General features: G+C 58.9%; 17 protein-coding genes. 14 read left to right on the top strand and 3 right to left on the bottom strand.

Features of this window, described 5'->3' with window-relative positions; genetic code table 11:
- The first annotated feature begins 208 nt into the window (after positions 1–208).
- From ABD022_RS00860 to ABD022_RS00805, 12 genes are all read left to right on the top strand, one after another.
- Entirely contained in the window at positions 209–1,270 is a 1,062-nt protein-coding gene (locus ABD022_RS00860) for a Fic family protein (protein WP_325125508.1), read from the top strand.
- 408 nt (positions 1,271–1,678) lie between these two features.
- Positions 1,679–2,923 carry an MFS transporter gene (locus tag ABD022_RS00855; RefSeq protein ID WP_325125512.1) on the top strand — a complete coding sequence of 415 codons (1,245 nt, stop codon included), beginning with the start codon at positions 1,679–1,681 and terminating at the stop codon, positions 2,921–2,923.
- Between the two features lie 31 nt (positions 2,924–2,954).
- A complete protein-coding gene (locus tag ABD022_RS00850; RefSeq protein WP_343819576.1) occupies positions 2,955–3,608 on the top strand; it encodes a MiaE family protein in 654 nt (217 codons plus the stop codon).
- A 267-nt stretch (positions 3,609–3,875) separates the two neighbouring features.
- Complete coding sequence (locus ABD022_RS00845) at positions 3,876–4,085, top strand: helix-turn-helix domain-containing protein (protein WP_286586557.1); 210 nt, start codon at positions 3,876–3,878, stop codon at positions 4,083–4,085.
- 1 nt (position 4,086) lies between these two features.
- A complete protein-coding gene (hsdR, locus tag ABD022_RS00840) occupies positions 4,087–6,483 on the top strand; it encodes an EcoAI/FtnUII family type I restriction enzme subunit R (RefSeq protein WP_343819572.1) in 2,397 nt (798 codons plus the stop codon).
- 20 nt (positions 6,484–6,503) lie between these two features.
- Positions 6,504–7,976, top strand: coding sequence for a type I restriction-modification system subunit M (locus tag ABD022_RS00835; protein ID WP_343819570.1), 1,473 nt, complete (start codon positions 6,504–6,506; stop codon positions 7,974–7,976).
- On the top strand, positions 7,973–9,610 hold the full coding sequence (locus ABD022_RS00830) for a restriction endonuclease subunit S (RefSeq protein WP_343819568.1): 1,638 nt from the start codon (positions 7,973–7,975) through the stop codon (positions 9,608–9,610). Before ABD022_RS00835 ends, ABD022_RS00830 begins: the two co-directional genes overlap by 4 nt.
- Positions 9,611–9,620: 10 nt before the next feature.
- Complete coding sequence (locus ABD022_RS00825) at positions 9,621–11,498, top strand: ATP-dependent nuclease (RefSeq protein ID WP_343819566.1); 1,878 nt, start codon at positions 9,621–9,623, stop codon at positions 11,496–11,498.
- Positions 11,495–13,060, top strand: coding sequence for a Fic family protein (locus ABD022_RS00820; protein ID WP_343819565.1), 1,566 nt, complete (start codon positions 11,495–11,497; stop codon positions 13,058–13,060). Before ABD022_RS00825 ends, ABD022_RS00820 begins: the two co-directional genes overlap by 4 nt.
- Entirely contained in the window at positions 13,057–14,271 is a 1,215-nt protein-coding gene (locus tag ABD022_RS00815) for an ABC-three component system protein (RefSeq protein ID WP_343819563.1), read from the top strand. The genes ABD022_RS00820 and ABD022_RS00815 overlap by 4 nt, the downstream gene beginning before the upstream one ends.
- Entirely contained in the window at positions 14,268–14,783 is a 516-nt protein-coding gene (locus ABD022_RS00810) for a three component ABC system middle component (RefSeq protein ID WP_343819561.1), read from the top strand. The genes ABD022_RS00815 and ABD022_RS00810 overlap by 4 nt, the downstream gene beginning before the upstream one ends.
- Positions 14,780–16,726, top strand: a complete 1,947-nt coding sequence (locus ABD022_RS00805; RefSeq protein ID WP_343819559.1) for a DUF3732 domain-containing protein — start codon at positions 14,780–14,782, stop codon at positions 16,724–16,726. The genes ABD022_RS00810 and ABD022_RS00805 overlap by 4 nt, the downstream gene beginning before the upstream one ends.
- Before the next feature lie 63 nt (positions 16,727–16,789).
- Here ABD022_RS00805 and ABD022_RS00800 read toward each other — a convergent pair whose 3' ends face one another.
- The 3 genes from ABD022_RS00800 to ychF all read right to left on the bottom strand — a co-directional run bounded on the left by ABD022_RS00800 (position 16,790) and on the right by ychF (position 19,978).
- On the bottom strand, positions 16,790–17,464 hold the full coding sequence (locus ABD022_RS00800) for a hypothetical protein (protein WP_343819557.1): 675 nt from the start codon (positions 17,462–17,464) through the stop codon (positions 16,790–16,792).
- 4 nt (positions 17,465–17,468) lie between these two features.
- A complete protein-coding gene (locus tag ABD022_RS00795; RefSeq protein WP_343819556.1) occupies positions 17,469–18,665 on the bottom strand; it encodes a tyrosine-type recombinase/integrase in 1,197 nt (398 codons plus the stop codon).
- A gap of 221 nt (positions 18,666–18,886) precedes the next feature.
- A complete protein-coding gene (ychF, locus tag ABD022_RS00790) occupies positions 18,887–19,978 on the bottom strand; it encodes a redox-regulated ATPase YchF (protein ID WP_325125547.1) in 1,092 nt (363 codons plus the stop codon).
- Between the two features lie 121 nt (positions 19,979–20,099).
- On the opposite strand from ychF, the gene ABD022_RS00785 reads away from it, so the two are divergent.
- Positions 20,100–21,005, top strand: a complete 906-nt coding sequence (locus ABD022_RS00785) for a LysR family transcriptional regulator (RefSeq protein WP_343819733.1) — start codon at positions 20,100–20,102, stop codon at positions 21,003–21,005.
- 202 nt (positions 21,006–21,207) lie between these two features.
- A complete protein-coding gene (locus ABD022_RS00780) occupies positions 21,208–22,266 on the top strand; it encodes a TRAP transporter substrate-binding protein (RefSeq protein ID WP_325125549.1) in 1,059 nt (352 codons plus the stop codon).
- Positions 22,267–22,306 lie beyond the last annotated feature (40 nt).

The raw sequence follows: 22,306 nt of genomic DNA, 5'->3' as shown, positions 1-22,306 counted from the left end.
TGGGGTAAACAATGGAGTAAATGGGGCAATTGTGAAATTATTGCCCTTTTTATGCATGTCCTTCCTGGTCGGCCGTGCCGGCCCCTCGCGACCGGGCCTACATTCAGGAAATGGGGTAATCAAACATCTTTAATGAGGTATTTATAGAGACAATACCCCATTTAAAGGCTATGATTACCCCATTTACACAGCCTGGGCTTACATTTCCATGCACTCGCTCACACCCGAGTACCTCGCCGCGCTTCGCTTCGATGGCACCCAGGCCGCCACGTTGCGCACACTGGGCGAGTACCAGGGCAAGCAGCAACTCTACGCCGCGCAGTCGCCCGAAGCCCTCAAGGGCCTGCGCCAGATCGCGGTGGTGGAGTCCACTGAGTCGTCCAACCGGCTGGAAGGTGTTGTCGTAGCGCCTTCGCGGCTGAAGTCTCTGGTCATCCGCAACGCAACACCAAAGAGCCGCTCCGAACAGGAGATCGCCGGCTACCGTGACGCCCTGGCGCTGATCCACGAATCGGCCGCGCACATGTCCTTCAGCGAGGGCGTAGTGCTGCAACTCCACACCCTGCTGTACCGCTATATGCCGCAGGCGGGCGGGCGCTGGAAGGCTACCAATAACGACATCATCGAACGTCACCCGGACGGCACTTCGCGTCTGCGCTTCCAGCCGGTGGCTTCGCATCTAACGCCGATGGCCATGGCTGATCTGACAGGGCACTACGCCACCGCGCTGGACCAGCACTTGGCCGACCCGCTGGTGCTGGTGCCACTGGCGATGCTCGACTTCCTGTGCATCCATCCGTTTCCCGACGGCAACGGCCGCATGTCCCGCCTGCTGACCTTGCTGCTGCTCTACCACTTCGACTATGCCGTGGGCCGCTACATCAGCCTGGAGCGCATCTTCGAAGATACCAAGGAAGGCTATTACGAGACGCTGGAAGCAAGCTCGCAGGGCTGGCACCAGGGGCAGCATGACGTCAAACCTTGGCTCGACTACTTCTGGGGAGCCTTGCTACGGGCATACCGCGAGTTCGAGGAGCGTGTCGGCACCATCGAGCGGGGGCGTGGTAGCAAAGGCGACCGGGTGAGGACGGAAGTTTTGGGGCGCACCCGGCCGTTTTCGATTTCCGAGATTGAAGAAGCCTGCCCGGGCGTGAGCCGGGACATGGTGCGGCTGGTACTGCGGGCGATGAAATCAGAGGGGTTGATCGAATCGACCGGCAAGGGGCGAGGGGCGAAGTGGCTTCGCACCAATCAATCGGGTGAGAAATGAGTACTCAGCCGACTCCCCTCTTGTTGATCTGGATGGATGCGGGGAATGTGGGGGCGTTGCGAGAGATCCGCCAGAACGTTGCGTCATTGATGCCACCGAGCTTTTCGCAGATGACCTTGCGTCGTAGGATTTTCACAGCCTTCTCTCCTGCATATGAAAGTCGATGCAGTAACCTTCAGACGGTGCCCCGGCAACGGTCACGGATTCCTAGAAGGGAATTTCTGCAGCTAAGCGGCAAAGCCCCGGAATTCCCGGGGCTTTCCGTTTCTTGAGCCGGCCCCGGGTCATGGCCCTGAGCACTGAAAGTGTCATGGCGCCGCATTCAATTCCAACCCGCTTGCTTCGCCGCCTACCTGTTAAGCTAACGCCTTGCGGACCGCTGGGCCCGCACGTTTCCGGCCCCTGATCATGTCCGCTGCTCCATCGCCATCCCCATCTTCCGCTTCTTCGGACGACTATTACCGCCTGACCGTTCCTCTGTTGCTCACCGTGGCACTGGTGGGGGTGTTCGCCTTCATCCAGGTGTATTCGGTGCAGTCGATCCTGCCCGAACTGCAGCGCGACCTGAACGCAACCGTGGTCGAGATCGGCAATGCCGTGGGGATGACGGTGCTGGCGGTGGCGCTGATCTCGCCCTTCATCGGCATGTTGTCCGATGCCCTGGGGCGCAAGTGGCTGATCACGGTGTCGGTGTTCGCGCTGGCCGTGCCCACGGCGCTGATGACGCAGGTGCAGTCGGTGCATGGGCTGCTGATCCTGCGTTTCCTGCAGGGGCTGGCCGTGCCGGGCGTGTCGGTGGTGGCCATTGCCTACATCGGCGAGGAATTCCGCGGCGCCGCGATGGTGCGGCTGGTCACCGGATACGTCACCGGCTCGGTGCTGGGCGGCTTCCTGGGCCGCTTCCTGATGGGGCACCTGACCGAATTCATGGCCTGGCGCACGGCCTTCGGCGCGATGACGGTGATCAATCTGGTGGGGGCCTGGCTGGTGTGGCGAGGCCTGCCGCCCTCGCGCCATTTCGTGGCCAATGTCCGGATCGCCGACAACCTGGCGTCGCTGGGCCGGCTGCTGCGCAATCCTTCGCTGCAGGTGGCGTGCGCGCTGGGCTTCACGGTGCTGTTCGCACTGGTCGGCTTGTTCACTTTCGTCAACCTGCACCTGGCGGCCGCTCCCTACCATTTCAGCCCGGGCGACCTGGCCAATATCTTCACGGTTTATCTGCTGGGGGTGGTGATCACACCGCTGGCGGGGCAGGTGATCCCGCGTGTCGGTTCGCGCAATACGGTGCTGGCGGCGGTGGCCATATCGGCGGCCGGCGTGCTGGTGTCGCTGGCGGCATCTGTCTGGGTCATCGTGATCGGGCTGGCCGTGACGGCCTGCGGCGTGTTCGTGACGCAGTCGGCGACGATGAGCTTCATCGCCCACAGGGTCACCAGCGGCCGTTCCCTGGCCAGCGGCCTGTACTATGGGGCGTATTATTGCGGCGGCTTCGTGGGCGCCTGGGGGTGTGGCGTCGCCTACACCCTGGGCGGCTGGCCCGGCACCGTGGCCACGCTGTTCGTGGTGCAGGTCCTGGGCTGGCTGATCGCCTGGCGCTTCATGCCCGGCCCTCCGCCGCAACCGCTCGGCACGGGCGAGCCGCCTCGTTCCTGATCGATCCCGTCCGCAGGCCCTGAAAGACGCGATGGAATCCCCCGATCTGCCCGCCGAACTGCTCGATTTCCTGCCGTGCCCCACGCCCGATGCCTGGGTGCGGGCCGCGCTGGAGCGGCAGGACGTGCTGCTGCTCGATCACCGCAATTGCGAGCTGAAGGCGGCAGCGACCGCGATGAGCCTGATCGCGCGCTATGGCCAGGATGCCGAGCTGTCGGCGGCGCTGTCCAAGCTGGCACGCGAGGAACTGGTGCATCACGAACAGGTGCTGCGCATCCTGAAGCGGCGCGGCATCGCCTTGCGGCCGCTGACCGCCAGCCGCTATGCATCCGGCCTGCGGGCCTCGGTGCGCACCCACGAGCCGGCAAAGCTCGTCGATACGCTGATCGTGGGTGCTTTCATCGAGGCGCGTTCCTGCGAACGCTTTGCCGCGCTGGTGCCGCATCTGGACGAAGACCTGGCCGTGTTCTACGCCGGCTTGCTGCAATCGGAAAGCCGCCACTACCAGGGCTACCTGCGCTTTGCGCGGCGCTTCGGCGAGGCGCGTGACGTGGAGCGCTCGGTGGCCCGGATCCGTCAGGTCGAGCGGGATCTGATCGAATCGCCGGATCCGGAATTCCGTTTTCACAGCGGCTGTCCGGCCGCCGGCATGGCGATCAGATCGGGCTGCGGGCCCACTGTGTGAACAGTGTGGTTGGATGGTGGCAGCAGGGTGTCAACCTTATGGGAACAAGGTGTTGAAAGTGTGGCAAGGATGATGGTGGCAATGTGGGTGCTCTGTGGTGGCTGTGTGCCACCATGGTGGTGACAGTGTGGTGCTGCGCCCTTTGTTACCACATTCAACTTACAGCGAACGCAGTCAAAGGCAATCGGGATGCTTCCACAGCACCTAAATGGTAGACTTCAGACGATTTAAGACGACTTTTCATCGCATAATCCGAGCGCCAACGACATGAGTACAGAACCGTGGGTTACCGCCGAGCACGTCGCCCAGCACTTGGGCGTGGCCAAGGACACCGTGTACCGCTGGCGCGAGCGCAAGGGTCTGCCCGCGCACCGCGTAGGACGGCTGTGGAAATTCCAGCTCTCCGAAGTCGATGAGTGGGTGCGCGCAGGCGGGGCTGACGAAGATCAAGGCCGCGAAAACAAGGAGGCCGATTGATATGGACAAGCGCCAGCTCAGTGAGCGCGACATCTGCACCAAGTTCATTACCCCTGCGCTTGAGCAAGCGGGGTGGGACATTGCCACTCAGGTACGAGAAGAGTTTCCGCTCACCAAGGGGCGCATCATCGTCCGAGGCAAGCTGCACACTCGCGCTCAAAACAAACGTGCCGACTATGTCTTGTTCCACAAACCCAATATGCCGATCGCGGTTATCGAGGCGAAGGACAACAAACACTCATTGGGCGATGGTATGCAGCAAGGACTGGGCTATGCCGACATGCTGCAGGTGCCCTTTGTGTTCAGCAGCAATGGCAACGGTTTCCTGTTTCACAACAAGATTGCCAAAGACGGTGTCATTGAGCGTGAGTTGGCGCTACACGAATTGCCCGGCCCGGATCTGCTTTGGCAATGGTGGGCTGAACACCTTGGCCTGAACACAGCGCAAAGCGAGCTAGTTTCGCAGGACTATTACAGCGACGGCAGCAACAAAACCCCGCGCTACTACCAACTGCTGGCCATCAACAAAACCATTGAAGCCATCGCTCGCGGCCAGAACCGCCTGCTGCTGGTCATGGCCACCGGCACCGGCAAAACCTACACTGCCTTCCAGATTATCTGGCGCCTGTGGAAGTCCAGAGCTAAAAAACGCATCTTGTTCCTAGCCGACCGTAACATCCTAGTCGATCAGACCATGACCAACGACTTCAAGCCCTTCGGTTCGGCTATGACCAAGATCCAGAAGCGGCAGGCCAACAAATCGTATGAGGTTTATCTGTCGCTGTATCAGGCCGTCACTGGCACGGAAGAAGAACGAAACATCTACAAGCAGTTCAGCCGTGATTTCTTCGATCTGATCGTCATCGACGAATGCCATCGTGGCAGCGCGGCAGCCGACTCGGCCTGGCGCGAGATTCTTGAGTATTTCTCGTCGGCCACGCAGATTGGCTTGACCGCCACCCCGAAAGAAACCAAAGAAGTCTCCAACATCGACTACTTCGGCGAGCCGATTTACACCTACTCCCTGCGCCAAGGTATCGATGACGGCTTTCTCGCGCCCTACAAGGTCGTGCGCATTGATCTGGATAAAGACCTCACCGGCTGGCGACCTGATAAAGGCATGGTCGATAAATACGGCAACGAGATCGAAGACCGGATTTATAACCAGCGCGACTTCGACAAAAACCTTGTCCTGGAAAAGCGCACAGAGCTGGTCGCCAAAAAAATCAGCGACTTTCTGAAGCAGACCAATCGCTTCGATAAAACCATCGTCTTTTGCGACAACATCGACCACGCCGAGCGTATGCGCCAAGCCTTGGTCAATGAGAACGCCGACCTCGTGGCACAGAGCAGCAAGTACGTCATGCGCATCACTGGCGATAACGAAGAAGGCAAGGCAGAACTCGACAACTTCATCTTCCCCGAGTCCAAGTACCCGGTCATTGCCACCACCTCAAAGCTGATGACCACGGGCGTGGATGCGCAGACCTGCAAGCTCATCGTGCTCGATCAACGCATCCAGTCCATGACCGAGTTCAAGCAGATCATTGGCCGTGGCACGCGCATCAACGAAGACTACGACAAGTACTACTTCACCATCATCGACTTCAAAAAAGCGACCGAACTGTTCGCTGATCCTGATTTTGATGGTGACCCGGTGCAGGTCTATGAACCCAAAGGCGATGACTCGCCCGTACCGCCGGATGAGGGCGAGGCTTCATCCACCCAGGATGGCTTCACCTATCCACCGGCAGAAGAATCGCCGTGGACAGGTGTGGCCGAACCTCGACCAGGCGAGGAAGGCAGCGGCATCCGTCGCTACGTTGTCGCCAATGTAGAAGTCAAAGTCGCGTCCGAGCGGGTGCAGTATTTCGATGCCAACGGAAAACTGATGACCGAATCACTCAAGGACTACACCCGCAAGGCACTGGCGAAGGAGTTCAGCTCGCTCGACGATTTTCTGCGGCGCTGGAATAACGCTGAGAAAAAACAGGTCATCATCGACGAATTGGCCAACGAAGGCGTGTTCTTTGAAGCGCTGGCCGAAGAAATTGGCCGTCAGTCCGGCAAGGAATTCGATCCTTTTGATCTGGTTTGCCATGTTGCTTGGGATCAACCACCGCTCACCCGCAAAGAGCGGGCTGAACAGGTAAAGAAGCGCGACTACTTCACCCGCTATGGCGAACAGGCGCAGCGTGTGCTGCAAGCCCTGCTGGACAAATATGCAGATGAAGGCGTAGGCCCGATTGAGGAAACCCAAATCCTCACCATCGCCCCCTTCACCAGCATTGGCACTCCCATGGAAATCATCCGTGCTTTCGGTGGCTTGGATCATTACCAGAGTGCCATTTATGAACTCGAACAAGCGCTCTACGGCTCACCGCAGCAGCGCGCCTGACAAACACTCGGAATCCATTTATGTCTATCGGCACCCTGATCAAAACCATTCAAGACATCATGCGCAAGGACGTCGGCGTGGATGGCGACGCCCAGCGCATCAGCCAGATCGTCTGGCTCTTGTTCCTGAAAATCTTCGACGACAAGGAGCAGGAATGGCAGCTCACCGTCCCCGGCTACAAGTCACCGCTGCAAAGCCGGTTCCGCTGGAGCAATTGGGCCAAAGATGCCGAGGGCATCACCGGCGAAGAGCTGATTGATTTCGTCAACAACGAACTCTTCCCCTCGCTGAAAAAGCTGGCCACCTCTGCCGGTGTCACGCCCCACGGCAAGGTGGTGGGCTCGGTGTTCGAGGATGCCTACAACTACATGAAGTCCGGCACCCTGCTGCGGCAGGTCATCAACACCATTGAAGATGATGTCGATTTCAACTCCTCCACCGACCGGCACCTGTTCAACGACATCTACGAAAAAATCCTGGCCGATCTGCAATCGGCGGGCAACGCGGGCGAGTACTACACGCCACGCGCCGTCACTCAGTTCATGGTGGACATTCTTGACCCGCAGTTGGGCGAAAGCGTGTTGGACCCGGCCTGCGGCACGGGCGGTTTCTTGACCTGCACCATCGAACACCTGAAGGCACAGGTCAAAACAGCGGCGGACCGCATCACGCTGCAAGACTGTATCCACGGCGTGGAGAAAAAGCCACTGCCCCATATGCTGGCCATGACCAACCTGATGCTGCACGGTATCGATGTGCCCAGCAATATCCGGCACGACAACACCCTGAGCCGCCCGCTCAAAGACTACGGCCCGAAAGACCGTGTGGACATCATCCTCACTAATCCGCCCTTTGGCGGCATGGAAGAAGACGGCATCGAAAACAACTTTCCGCGCAAGTATCAAACCCGCGAAACCGCCGATCTGTTCATGGCGCTGATCATGCATCTGCTCAAGCACGACACAGGCCGCGCCGCCGTCGTGCTGCCGGATGGCTTCCTGTTTGGTGAAGGCGCCAAGACCACGCTCAAACGCGAACTGCTCGAAGAGTTCAACCTGCACACCATCGTGCGCCTGCCCAAGGGTGTTTTTGCGCCCTACACCAGCATCGCCACCAATGTGCTGTTCTTCGAAAAGGGCGAGCCGACGAAAGATGTCTGGTTCTTTGAACACCCGTACCCGGATGGCTACAAGAGCTATTCACGCTCCAAGCCACTGGAGATCAAGGAATTCGACCTCGAAAAGGCCTGGTGGGGCGGCCCCAGCCGCAAAAGTCGCAAGACAACGCAATACGCATGGAAAGTTTCTGCAAAAGAGATAGCCGACAAAAACTACAACCTGGATGCCGTTGGCAAGAACCCGCACTTGGTAGAAGTCGAGCATGGCAAGCCAGAAGACTTGATGCGCGAATACCAGGGAATCGTCGCCCAGCTCGAAACGGCGCAGGCTGCCTTGAAAGCCGAGCTGATGGCGTGTCTCGGGGGCAAGGCATGACTGACGCGACCCGCGATCTGCTCGAACAGCATTTCGACACCGCCTTTGCCGCGCCCGACGGCATCAAGAAATTGCGCGAACTGATCTTGACGCTAGCCATGCAAGGCAAGCTTGTAGAACAAGACCCTACCGATCAACCGGCCTCGGAACTGCTGAAAGACATCGACGCCGAAAAACAGCGGCTGGTGAAAGCAGGCAAGATCAAAGCGCCAAAGCCTTTGCCGTCGATCAAGCCTGACGAGGTGCCGTATCAATTGCCGATGGGATGGGAGTGGGTGAGGCTTGGGCACATTTGCTCATATATTCAACGTGGCAAGGGACCGAAATACATTGACCTGTCCACGCATCGAGTGATCTCTCAGAAATGTGTCCGTTGGTACGGACTCGACCTTGAGCCTGCACGTTATATTGATCCGGACTCTTTGGAGAAGTATGAGCCTATCCGTTTCTTGAGAGTTGGCGATTTACTATGGAACTCGACTGGCACCGGAACCATTGGCCGGGCCTGCATCGTTCCCAAAGAGCTTGAAGACGCTGAAATAGTAGCTGACTCGCATGTGACGGTTGTCCGGCCAATTGATGTCAGCTCGGCATTCCTCTGGCGCTGGATTCAAAGCCCTACAGTTCAAAATGAGATCGAAGGCTCAGCATCTGGGACGACCAATCAGATTGAGTTGAATACATCGACAGTCATCAATCACTTGATGCCCCTTCCCCCACTTCCCGAACAACACCGCATTGTCGCCCGCATCGGCCAGTTGATGGCGCGCTGCGATGCGTTGGAAACGCTGCGCAAGGAGCGGAAGGAAAAGCGCCAGGCCGTTCACGCTGCCGCCATCCAGCAACTGCTCGAAGTAAAGGACGGTGCAGCTTGGGGCTTTCTTGAGCAGCACTTCGGCGAGCTCTACACCGTCAAGGAAAACGTCGCCGAACTGCGTAAAGCTATCCTCCAGCTCGCTGTCATGGGCCGCCTCGTCCCCCAAGACCCCGAGGACCTTCCCGCCAGCGAACTGCTCAAGGAAATCGACGCCGAAAAACAGCGGCTGGTGAAGGCGGGCAAGATCAAAGCGCCCAAGTCTTTGCCGCCAATCAAGTCAGAGGAAATCCCTTACGAACTGCCGGAGGGGTGGGCGTGGGTGAGGCTGGGCGACCTATTCCGAGTCACCTCCGGAAAAAATCTTCCAAAAGACAAGATGCTGGCAGGTGAGATACCGGTCTTTGGAGGAAATGGAATTACCGGATATCACAATGCCGCAAATACAGACCGGCCTGTCATCGTGATTGGGCGCGTCGGCTATTACTGTGGAAGCATCCATCTGACTCCAGCAAAAGCTTGGATTACTGATAACGCATTTTTCACAATCTATGACGAAGATAGACTCGACCAAGCGTGGGTGATTTGGTTGCTGAAAACAATCGATTTGCAAGCTGACACCGCATCAACTGCACAGCCAGTGATTTCTGGCGGGAAAATATATCCCATTCCTATTCCGCTTCCCCCACTTCCCGAACAACACCGCATTGTCGCCCGCATCGACCAGTTGATGGCCCTGTGCGACACGCTGGATCAGAAGATTGGCGACGCGACCGACAAGCAGACCGAACTACTGCGCGCCGTAATGGCGCAGGTTTGAGGAAGCGATCATGCGCCTGATATCGCTCACCATTAGCCAGTACAAAAACCTGCGGGACTTTTCTCTAAGCTTCGACGGCAACAGCTTTATCGACGTGTTCGTCGGCAAGAACGGCAGCGGTAAATCCAATCTATTCGAGGCTCTGACGGAAATCTTCCGTCACCTTTTTGAGTACGACAAAGAGAAAGGCAACCCCGGCTTCGACTACACCATCAAGTACGAAATCGACGGGACGAAAACGGAAATAGCTTGGAACGCTGGTGCACTCACCATTGACGGCAAGGCGCGCGCCACGTTGGGTAAGACGCCACTGCCAGACAATGTGCTGATCTACTATTCTGGCCACAACACTACCGTGATCGATCTGGTGCAGCGTTATGAGGATAGCTTTCGCAAGCGCATCAAAGGCGCCAATCTCGACGAAAGTCGGCGCTTTATCGGCGTTGGGTCAGAATACAAGGCACTGCTGCTATCCGTTTTGCTGACACAGCCAGAGCGCGTCAAGGCGCGGCAGTTCGTGTGCCAAAAACTGGGAATACATAATATTGGAGCTGATCTGCAACTGGTGTTGCAGCGGCCATCATTTGCCACCGGCGCCCTCAAGGCGCTTGACGCTGAAAGCATCGAGAACTTTGACCCGCGCACCCACTATTGGGGCGCGGACGGCATCACGCGTGATTTTCTGGACAAGTTGGTCACCTGCGTCAAGGGCGAGTTTAATCACGGCAATGTATTTGATGCGGATAGCGACCGCTATAAAATTCCAGTCAATATCGAACTGCTTCAACAGCGCTTTGCCGATCAGTCGATGTCCGACATCTTCCGCCAGCTCGATAATTTGAAGACCCTGGGCATGCTGGCGGACATATCCATCCCGCTCACGCTGACCAACGGACTGAACGCTACCATTGCCCACTTCAGCGATGGCCAGTTTCAGTCGGTGTACATCTACTCCATCGTCGAGCTTTTCAAAGACCGCAATTGCCTGATCTTACTGGATGAGCCGGATGCATTCCTCCATCCAGAATGGCAGTTTGATTTTCTGCGGCAAGTTTTCGACATCACAGATGCAGCAGCAAAAACTAGCCACGTTTTGATGAGTAGCCACAGCGCTGCGACTTTGTGTCCTATTGAAGATCAGCAAATCAATCTATTTAGGATAGAAAATTCCGTTGTCTCCTGCTGTAGGCGATCAAAAAAGGATGTGATCCACGAACTCTCTGATAGCTTCATTCAATACTCTGAAGATGAGAGCCGGTTGCTAATTGACAATGTCATCCGATCTTCCTCTAGGCCCATTCTCTTTGTCGAAGGCCCATCTGATGTCAGCATATTGAATACGGCCTACAAAAAGCTATATCCGAACGAAGACATTGCAATTCTCGTTCAAGATGCATTTGATCGAGGATTCATTAAGGTTCTGTTTGCTAGAAACGAAGTCTTTGCCGCATACCCTGACAAGCAGCTATTTGCACTTTTTGACTTTGACGATGCTTACGATGATTGGCGTGATTTAGGCGGAGTGCATCAGGTTACAGATATTGGGCTTGGGCTGACACGAAAACTTGATGGAAAGAATGCATACACCTTCCTACTGCCTGTACCGGAGAACCAACTTCGAGATCAAGTGTGGGACGATGCCAATCCCATCGAGAAAATCAAGCCCAACCCTCACTATTGTATTGAGCATATTTTTTGGGGTGTTCATGGCTTGGACGACTGGTTTCGTGCCGATCCCAAGTCAGGCGCGATCAAATTCAAAGGCGACAAGCACAAAGTTAAATTTGCAAAAGAGGTGGTTCCCACCTTGAGTGCTCCTAGCTTTGAGTATTTTCGACCGATTTTTGAATTCATCAAATCCAAGTGTGCTGGAGGTGCCCCCGCATGAGCACCAAGCTTCCCATCAACCTCACTGATCTGCTGCGCCAGCGCACCGTCGAGGGCGAGCGCATCGAGTACAAGGCCGGGTGGAATCCTGACCCAATCATCCGCACCGTGTGCGCCTTTGCCAACGACTTCGAAAACCTCGGCGGCGGTTATGTGGTGATCGGGCAGGATTGCGATGCCAATGGCCAGCCAGTGTTTCCACCCGTGGGGCTGGCCGATAACCAGCTCGACAAAATCCAGCGGGAACTGCTGGCCCACTGCCAGTTGATCCAGCCGCCGTACTTTCCGGTGTTGAGCATCGAGGAAGTCGAAGACCGCAAGTTGATCGTGCTATGGGCACCGGGCGGGCAAACCCGGCCCTACAAAGCGCCGGAAGCCGTCACTGCCAACAAGAAGACCTGGCGCTTTTACATCCGGCGCTACAGCAGTACGGTCGAGGCCAAGGGCGATACCGAGCAGGAGTTGTTGAGCCTCGCAGCCAAGGTGCCATTCGACGACCGCTACAACCAGTCGGCACGGATCGATGATTTGTCCAAACCTTTGATGCAGGCCTTCTTGCAGGAGGTGGGTAGCGAACTGGCGGTTGATGCGCTGGGCCTGTCGGTCGAAGCCTTGGCGCGGCAGATGAACGTAGCAGGTGGCCCCACCGAATCACCGTGGCCCAAGAACGTGGGCTTGCTGTTTTTCAATGAAACACCAGAGCGCTTCTTCCCCGGCGTGCAGATTGATGTGGTCTGGTTTCCCGAAGGCGCGGGCGGGGATCGCTTCGAGGAAAAGATCTTCAAGGGTCCGCTGGCGCGGATGACGCGCGAGGCATTGAGCTACATTCAGCGCAACTTCTTGCGCGAGACGGTCATCAAGCATCCCGACCGGGCCGAAGCCACGCGGGTCTGGAACTTTCCCTACGCAGCCATCGAGGAAGCCTTGGTCAACGCGGTGTATCACCGTTCTTACGAGGAGCGCGAGCCCATCGAGGTGCGCATCAGCAACGAAGAGCTGGTCATCTTGAGCTTCCCAGGCCCGGATCGGTCGATCCGGCTGGAGGACTTTCAGTCTGGGCGGGCAGTCAGCCGCCGCTATCGCAATCGGCGCATCGGGGAGTTCCTGAAAGAACTGGATATGACCGAAGGGCGCTCCACCGGCATCCCGAAAATTCTGAAGGAAATGGCAGTCAACGGTTCGCCCGCGCCATTGTTCGAGACGGACGACGACCGCCTCTCGTTCGTGATTCGTCTGCCGCGCCATCCCTTGTCGCTTGTTCCTACCGTTGGTGGGGGGGAAGTCACAGGGGAAGTCACAGGGGAAGTCACAGGGGAAGTCACAGGGGAAGTTGAACGTCTGTTGCGCGCCGTGGACGGCGAGATGTCTCGGCAGCAAATCCAGTCAGCTCTTGGCCTCAAGGGCGAAGAACACTTTCGCACTGCGTATTTGAAACCAGCACTGATCGCGAAGGTGATTGAGATGACCCTGCCTGATGCGCCCCGAAGCAGCAAGCAGCGTTACCGGCGGACTCGCCTTGGGCAACGTTGGCTGGATGCGCATCCCGGAAGCAAATGCCCATGAATCCTCCCAGTATTTCCACCTTCGGCGCAGCAGGCTCGATGGTGGGCTATCTCTACCAAGTTCGGCTGGGCTTGCTCTGGGCTATCCGCCGCAGCCGCACCAGCGACTTCACTGTCAGCATCGAAACGCTAGACGATGTGAGCTTCGAAGTCGGTGGTCAGCCAGATGCCGTGCTGCAAACCAAACACTCGCTCAACGCGGCGGCCAACCTGACCGACCTCAGCCCCGAGGTGTGGAAAACCTTGCGGATCTGGCTCGTCGGTCTGGCCAGCGGAGAGATCCCACCCGAGACAGCGCGCTTCTTGATCTCGACGGCGGATGCCCCCGCAGGCAGTGCTTGCGCTGCGCTGTGCGTTGAGGAAGCGGGACGCGATGTGGCCGAAGCCGCTAAGCGGCTCAAACACGCCGCCACGAGTTCGACCAACAACGAACTTAAGGACGCCTTTGAAGCTTTTCTAGGCCTGGATGAGGTTGAGAGAGAGGCTCTACTGGCGCGCGTCTATGTCGTGCCATCCCAGCCCGATGCTGCCGCTATTGAGGCGCAGCTGCAGTCCGAACTCTACCATGTCTCACTACACCATCAGGCTCAGTCCGTTCAGATGCTCGAAGGCTGGTGGTACAGGCGCGTGCTCCACGAGCTGGTCCACCCTGGCATCGGCATCCCACGCGCAGAGATTGATGCCCAGATCACGGAAATCCAGGAGTCGCTGAAGCCTGATTCGCTGCCAATCGACAGCGAACTCGACGCGTTGATGGTGGCGTTAGACCAGTTGCCGGAATTCGCCAACCGACCTTTCTATAAGCAGGTGGAGCTGGTTGGTGGCAGCCAACTGCGAATCCGCAACGCGATCACGAGCTACCTGCAAGCCTTCCGGCAGCGCTCGGCCTGGACCCGCGACGACCTGCTGTTCGACGCCGATCTGCAGAAATACGACCAGCGCCTGCATACCGAGTGGGAATTGCAGTTCGCTCAGGCCTGCGACGAGCTCGGCACCAGCCCATCGGAGGAGGTTATGGCCAGGGCGGGACGCGCCATCCTGAAATGGGCCGAGGACGCACATGTGCCGATCCGTTCGGGTGTGAACGTTCCATGGGTCTGCCGGGGTTCGTTGCACATGCTGGCCGAAGACCAGCGCTTGGGCTGGCACCCCGACTTCCGGGCCCGGCTACAGGCCATCTTCGGCGAAGCCGGAGAAGGAGGCGCGACATGAGCGCCTGGCAGGAGCGCACCATTGAGCAGCGCAACTTGCTCAATCCAGCTTTCTGCGCCATTGCCGTGTGGCACCTTGCGCGTGGCTATCGCACTGAGGCAACAGCACTCGGCAGCAACGAGGATGGTTTGCCACTTGCGCTGGCGTTCGTGGGCGCCAGCCTGGTGTTGCGCGGGCAGACGCGTGACCAACTGCCGCGCACGATCACCTCGTCGCTCGCGACCTGGGTGAACGACCATCCTCTGGAGCGTTCAGCTGTTGCCAAAGGCGTGGTCGTACTGCGTGAGACGGTGCGTGAGGCACTGCTGTTCGGAGCACAGCAGGGACTGCTGTCGCTAGACGGCCACCGGATCGAAGCTGGAAGTACCTCTGCGAAAAAAATGAACGCCTACCTCCGCGCATCGAGCGAGGACGTGAGGGATTGCATGCGCCAGGCTACGTTCGTAGGCCGATGGCTGTGCAAGGCGGGGGCACCCCCGACCGTATTGGCGCTATTGGGAGTAAAGACATGATCCAGATTCGCGCAGTCGTCATCTACAGTCATGATGGTCGGCACCGCGTGGTGTCCTTCGAGCCGGGGCGCGTCAACATAATCTCAGGTGACTCACGCACGGGCAAGTCAGCCATCCTTGGCATCATCGACTACTGCTTAGGAGCGAAAGAGATTGATGTACCGGAAGGCAAGGTGCGTCGCAACGTTGCCTGGTTTGGTCTGCTTCTGGAAACGGGGCGAGGCCAGGCTTTCGTGGCGCGCCAACTGCCGAATGGTGACGGTAAATCCAACGAGGCGATCTACGTTCAGACCGACAACACAGTGGCGATCCCCGCAGCCAATGTGCTGCGCCAGACTACCAACCGTGACGGCCTGCGTGCGCTTTTGGCGTCCTGGGTTGGTATGTCCGATTATCTGTACGAACCACCGCCAGGTCAGAGCCGGGATCCGCTGGCCGCCTCGATCAGCCACGCCCTCACGTTCTGCTTCCAGTCGCAGACCGAAATTGCGCAGCGAAAGCACTTGTTCCACGGTTCGAGCGACCGTTTCGTGGCCCAAGCCATCAAGGACACCCTGCCGTATTTCCTGGGTGCTGTCACCGAAGACTACGTGGCGAAACAGCAGGAGCTCAAGCGCGTGCGCGCAGATATTCGGCAGATCGAGCGCAGGCTTGCCGAGGCCACCGCCATTCGTGGTGAAGGACTTAGCCGCGCAGATACGCTGCTGGCCGAAGCGAAAGCGGTCGGCCTGACTGTGCTCGATGACAGTGCCCCCTGGCAGGAGAAAATCGAGGCTCTACGCACAATCCAGAACACCCCGGTGCCTTCGGCAGCCTCAGAAGCTGACGAAGACGTCGAGTTCCGTCGCCTCTCTGATGTGCGCAGTGAGCTTGTGCGCGAGCAGCGCACACTCCAATCAACTCTGGAGCGAGCTCGTAGCTTCGAAGGCAATTCCAAAGGCTACGCCGCTGAGGCCCGCGAGCACGCTGCTCGACTCCAAGCAGTGACGATTTTCGAGCACGATGCGCCAGGACACGCCTGCCCGCTGTGCTTGCAAGGCTTGCCTGAGGCGTCGCAGGTGCCTTCGGTCAGCGATCTGCGCGCAGCACAGGACTACATTGGCGAGCGTAGTGGTGCAATGGACTCAGCGACACCCCGCATCGCGACAGCAATTCAGGAAGTGGAAGAGAAGCTCGCCGACGTACGGCGCCGCCTCGACGACAACCGCACCCTGCTCACAGCTGTTAAACGTTCGAACCAGCGACTGCAGTTGGCTACAGACACCGAGGCACGGCGTGCCATGGTCTTGGGGCGCATTAGCCTCTACATGGAAAATATCCCGCAGGTGCCCGACGTGAGTGGGCAGCAAGTACGACTGGACGAATTGCGGGAGCAAGAGGCTCAGCTCAATGAGGTTGTCAGCACCGAGACCATCCAAGCCAGGCTGGAGTCCTGCCTGTCCAACGTCAACAGGCACCTGTCTGACTATGCCAAGCAAATCGACCTGGAATACTCAGATTCACCGCTGCGCCTCGATCCACGCAATCTGACCATCGTGGCCGACACACCTGAGCGGGGGGTATCCATGCGCGAGATCGGTAGCGGCGAGAATCACGTCGGCTACCACATCGTCGCACACTTAGCGTTGCATACTTGGTTCGCTAGCCGAGGACGACCGGTGCCCTCATTCCTGCTACTGGATCAGCTGTCGCAGGCACATTTCTCGCCGGACACGTTGCCCGGTAATGGCGTAACGCAGGAAAAGATCGACGCAGATCGCCAAGCCGTTAAGCGCCTCTTCAACCTGATCTTCGACGTTGTGGAGAAACTAGGAGGCAAGTTCCAAGTGCTCATCACCGATCACCCAGACTTCAGCGACGATGTGCGTTTCCAGGCAGCGCTTCGCGAACGCTGGCGCGATGGGCTGAAGCTCGTACCTGAGGATTGGCCGCGTTCTGTGTGAGTGATTTAAACAGACTTGCCCGCGTGGAAAGTGCCGTAAACGGGGTGCTGGCACAGAGGTGGTTCATTCAGTTGTCGCTGAATCAAGATGCTTTTTGCCTTCCTTCAGCAGCCTCCGGCAATAGCTCCATTCGACGACCTGACCATTGTTGAAGAGAACCAGCATCGCGCAGAGCATGGCAAGTGTCATGCTCTGCGAAAGATCTGGCAGAAAGCGCTGTGCGCCCTCGCTTTTCTCGCGCTGCACTGCATCATCTTGATCGATTTTTTGAAAATCATTGTTGATCTTGCAGGTCACCCCCAGCTTGCCCAATTGCTTCAGCAAGCCCGCGCCCTGCAGTCGCAGTGAAAACCGCTCAGATGTGCCAGAGGGCGTCTGACGCATAGCGCCTATCAGACCATCAACCTCAGCAACCAGTTGCCGCATCAGTTTCTTTTGCTGTTGCAAAGACATGCTATGTTGAAAGGCATCATCGAGCAGCAGCTCATCTATTTCCGAAAGCAGTGCAATGCTATTGGCAACCCGGCGATAACTGTCGGCCAGTTTTTCGAGCTTGCGTATCCTAGGGCTATGTGTCTCCACCGAACAGTTGTTGGTGCCGAAGAGGGTGAGTTCAGCTAACTCCTCAAAGAAGCTCGACTGAATTTCTTGTGGCAGCGCCTTGAAATCGCGATGTTGCTGAATTTTTGCAATCAGGCGCTCCCTGAATAAGGAGCGTCCTACCTCCGTGTCGGGCATGTACTCACTGTGTTCTACTGACTTCACCTGTGCTCTCCCGCTTCCAGAGTTCGAGTTTGTCCGCCCACGCCTGCATCATCTCGCGCCTCTCGTCGAGATAGGTGGCATGGTTGTACGTCCGGCGCACAGAATTCGGCTCGGCGTGTGCAAGCTGGGCTTCAATGGCGTCGGGACGGTAGCCCATTTCATTCAGGCGGGTGCTGCCCGTCGTTCTCGTGCCGTGCGGGCTGTAGGTGCCGCTCCAGCCAAGCACTTTGAGCGCCTGCCGGATTGAATGCGCAGACATCGGTTTGTTGCGGTCATCCCGGCCGGGGAAAAGATGCATCCGGTCGCCGCTGATAGCGTGCAATCGACGCAGCATTTCTACGGCTTGTCGTGGCAACGGCACCACGTGTTCGCGTCGAGCCTTCATGCGGCGAGCGGGGATGCACCATAGCGCCTTATCGAGATCGAACTCGGCCCATTCTGCCTCCGCAGTCTCGCCTGGGCGAGCGAGCGTCCACCACATCAATTGGATGCAGAAATTCACCTGATAGCCGCAACGGTGGTTGTCGAAGTCCGTGAGCAACTTCCCGATCTGCGCCGTGGTCAGTGCTGTCTTGTGTTGCGTCTTGTTGGCGGGTAACGCCTTGCGGACGGGCCAGACGGGGTCGTTATCTGCCCGCAAGGTGGCAACCGCCAGCTCGAAAATGCCGGACATGGTGCGCTTGGCCTCGGCGGCCACGGTCGGCGCACCGCGCTTCGCCGTCTTGCTGAGGATGTCTAGGACGTGTGCAGGCGTGATTTGCCGCACGGGCATCTTGCCGATAGAGGGAAAGACCACCCGTTGCAGCATGTCCAGCCTGCGGCGTTTGGTGACTTCCTCCCAGTCCTTTAAGGCCAGCCATTCTTTCGCCACGGCCTCGAACGTGTTGGCAGAGTCCTGTTCTCGCTTGATCCGTTCGACCTGTCTGTTCTGAACGGGGTTGATGCCCTGCTTGACCAGCTTCCGTGCCTCTTCGCACTTATCCCTAGCTTCTGCGAGGCTGACGCTGGGGTAGTCGCCGAGGGCAAACCAAGTGCCCTTGCCGTTGACCTTAAAGCGGTAGCGCCAAGCCTTCACCCCATTGGGCTTCACTTCAAGGTAAAGGCCACGAAGGTCATTCAGGCGGTAGAGCTGCTCCTTCGGTTTGGCAGCACGGCAGTGAGCATCTGTAAGCATGGTGTCACGGGGTCGGCAAGAAGGGGTGATGGATGGATCATATACACCTTATTTTGCTAGGTCTAATTTTCGTATACACCTACGTAGTCACTTTCCGCGGGCAAGGTCGAGTAATCGCATGCAAGCCATAGAAACGAAAAGCCCCGGATTTACCGGGGCTCTAGCGTTGTTTCAGAGCTTCAAAGCAATCTTGTGAAACCCTGAGAAATGGTCTGCTTGGCTCAGACGTTGAACAGGAAATTCATCACGTCCCCGTCCTTCACCACGTATTCCTTGCCTTCCGCCCGCATCTTTCCGGCTTCCTTCGCCCCCTGCTCGCCCTTGCAGGCGATGAAGTCCTCGAAGCCGATGGTCTGGGCGCGGATGAAGCCGCGTTCGAAGTCGGTGTGGATGACGCCGGCTGCCTGGGGAGCGGTGGCGCCGACGGGAATCGTCCAGGCGCGGACTTCCTTCACGCCCGCGGTGAAGTAGGTCTGCAGGCCCAGCAGCTGGTAGCCGGCGCGGATGACGCGGTCCAGGCCGGGTTCGGTCATGCCCATGTCTTCCAGGAAGACGGCCTTGTCCTCTTCGTCCAGGTCGGCGATCTCGGCCTCGATGGCGGCGCAGACGGCGACCACGGGGGCATGCTCCGCCGCCGCATAGTCCTGCACCGCCTTCAGGTGCGGGTTGTCCGTGAAGCCATCGTCCTTGACGTTGGCAACGTACATGGCGCGCTTGGCGGTGATGAAGCAGTAGCCCTTGATCAAGGCCTGCTCATCTTCGTCCAGGCCCAGGTTGCGCACGGACTTGCCCTGGTCCAGCACGGCCACGATGCGTTCCAGCAAGGCCACCAGTCGGATGGCTTCCTTGTCGCCTGAATTGGCCAGCTTGCGGTTCTTCTGCAGGGCCTTGTCGGCAGTGGCCAGGTCGGCCAGGGCGAGTTCGGTGTTGATGACCTCGATGTCGGACACGGGATCGACGCGGCCGGCCACGTGGACGACGTTCTCGTCCTCGAAGCAGCGCACGACGTGGACGATGGCGTCGGTCTCGCGGATATTGGCCAGGAACTGGTTGCCCAGGCCTTCGCCCTTGGACGCGCCCGCCACCAGGCCGGCGATGTCCACGAATTCGACCACGGCGGGCACGATGCGCTCAGGCTTGACGATGGTGGCCAGCTGCGCCAGACGCGGATCCGGCACCTCGACCACGCCGACATTGGGCTCGATGGTGCAGAAGGGATAGTTTTCCGCCGCGATGCCGGCCTTGGTCAGGGCGTTGAAGAGAGTGGATTTGCCGACGTTGGGCAAGCCAACGATGCCGCATTGCAGTGCCATGAATTCGATTATCCTTGTGTATCGGAAGGCGGGCCCGGGGCCCATCCTGGGGAAACTGCGATTGTACCCCGCCCATTGACATCCTCCCCCGCTTGCGGGTAGACGCTTCCCACCTCGCCCAATCATGGATTTCAAGCATATCGAAGCCTTCGTGTGGGTCGCCGAGGTCGAGAGCTTCAGGATCGCCGCGGAAAAGCTCCACACCACGCAGCCGGCGATCTCGCAGCGCATCGCGGCGCTGGAATCGTCGCTGTCCGTGCGGCTGTTCGAGCGCAGCGCGCGCGGCATCAAGCTGACGGAAAAAGGCCAGGAGCTGCTGTCCCACGCCCGCCGCATCATCGACATGCGCACCGAGATGCTGACGGCCGCCCGGCAGGCATCGCCGATCCGCGGCCTGTTCCGCCTGGGTGTGGCCGAGACCCTGGTGCACACCTGGCTGCCCGAGCTGCTCGAGCGGCTTCACCAGCGGCACCCGGCGCTGGTGGTGGAGCTGCAGGTGGACACCAGCCACGTCCTGCGTTCGCAATTGTTTTCGCACCAGATCGACCTGGCCATGCTGGTGGGTACGTCCCAGGATCCGCGCGAACACAGCCTGCACCTCTGGGACTATTCCCTGGCCTGGATCGCCAGCCCCAGCCTGCGCCTGCATGGCCGCACCGTCAAGGCGGGGGAACTGGCGGCCTATCCCATCATCACCTATCCGCCGGCCAGCGTCCCGCACCACGCGGTCAAGCGCATCCTGCAGGACGCGGGAATCAAGGAACCCCGCCTGTACGGCAGCGCATCGCTCAGCACCATCGTCCACATGGCGCGCCACGGCATGGGGCCCTGCGTGATCGCGCCGGCCGTGATCGCCGAGGAACTGGCGCAGGGCAAGCTGTGCATCCTGCGCACCGACACCACGCTGCCCGACATCGACTTCCACGCCTGCTGGCTGGACACGCCCGACAGCCACACGGCCCTGACCGTCGCACGGCTGGCACAGGAGATCGCACGCAAGGCAGGAGCGCGCGATAATCAGGGATAACCCTTATTCAGCTACCTGTAAGGTATTCATATCGAATCTAGGAATAAGCCATCAACCCCATATAAAACAATGGTTTTCTCCTGGTCGATAAGAATTCATTATGACCGGGCATGCCAATTGATAATTGGACGCAACCATGCCCGCCACGCTGCAATCAGGGGGTGTCATCCACTCAATGCACTCGACATCCCGAGGAGACCCCATGAAGCACCTGGCTACCATCACGCTGACTGCAGGCGCCGTCCTGCTCGCCTCCCCCGCCGTCGCGCAGGACAAGGTGGACGGCCTGCCCAAGACCCAGATCCAGGTCGCGGGCGCGCTCAGCAACCTGACGCTCTATCAGAACTTCGAGCAGCCCTTCTGGACCAAGACCGTGCCCGAGCTGTCGAACGGGCAGGTCACGGCCACCATCAAGGGCTTCAATGAAATGGGCCTGAAGGGCCCCGAAATGCTGCGCCTGATGTCCCAGGGCGTGATCCCGGTCGGCACATCGACCCTGGCCTACTTCGCCAGCGACAATCCCATCAACGAGGCCATCGACCTGGCCGGCCTGGCGCCCACCGCCGCGATCGCCAAGCAGGTGACCGACGCCTACAAGCCCGCCTACGAGGCTTTCTACGACAAGCAGAACATCAAGGTGCTCGGCTTCTCGTCCTACCCGGCGCAGGTGCTGTTCTGCAACGGCGCCATGAACGGCCTGGCCGATCTCAAGGGCAAGAAGGTGCGCACCAGCAGCCGCACCCAGGCCGAGTTCGTCGAGGCCTTCGGCGGCAGCAGCGTGACCCTGCCCTTCGGCGAAGTCGTGCCTGCCCTGCAGAACGGCGTGGTCGACTGCGCCATCACCGGCTCGATGTCGGGCTACTCGGCCAAGTGGTACGAAGTCAGCACGCACCTGTACGCCCTGCCGATCAACTGGAACCAGCAGATCCACGCCGCCAACAAGGCGTACTGGAACAAGCTCGATCCCAAGGTCCGGGATTTCCTGCAGAAGAACCTGGATGTGATGTTCGAGAAGATCTGGGCCGACGCCGCCGCCGAAACGCAGCAGGGCTACGACTGCAACACCGGCGCCGACAGCTGCAAGCAGCCGGTCAAGGGCAAGATGACGCTGGTCCAGCCTTCCGAAGCCGACCAGGCGCTGCTCAAGAAGGTCCTGTCCGAAACCATCGTGCCCAAATGGGCCGCGCGCTGCTCCGCGCAGTGCGTGCAGGACTTCAACGACACGATCGGCAAGATCGTGGGCATCACCGCGTCCAAGTAGGCGGCCGCGGCCCGTGCCGCGTCCCCAGCCCCGCGGCCGG

This window comes from Castellaniella daejeonensis (assembly GCF_039523555.1).
Lineage (GTDB): Bacteria > Pseudomonadota > Gammaproteobacteria > Burkholderiales > Burkholderiaceae_B > Castellaniella > Castellaniella daejeonensis.
This window is presented reverse-complemented; position numbering and strand designations above follow the sequence as displayed.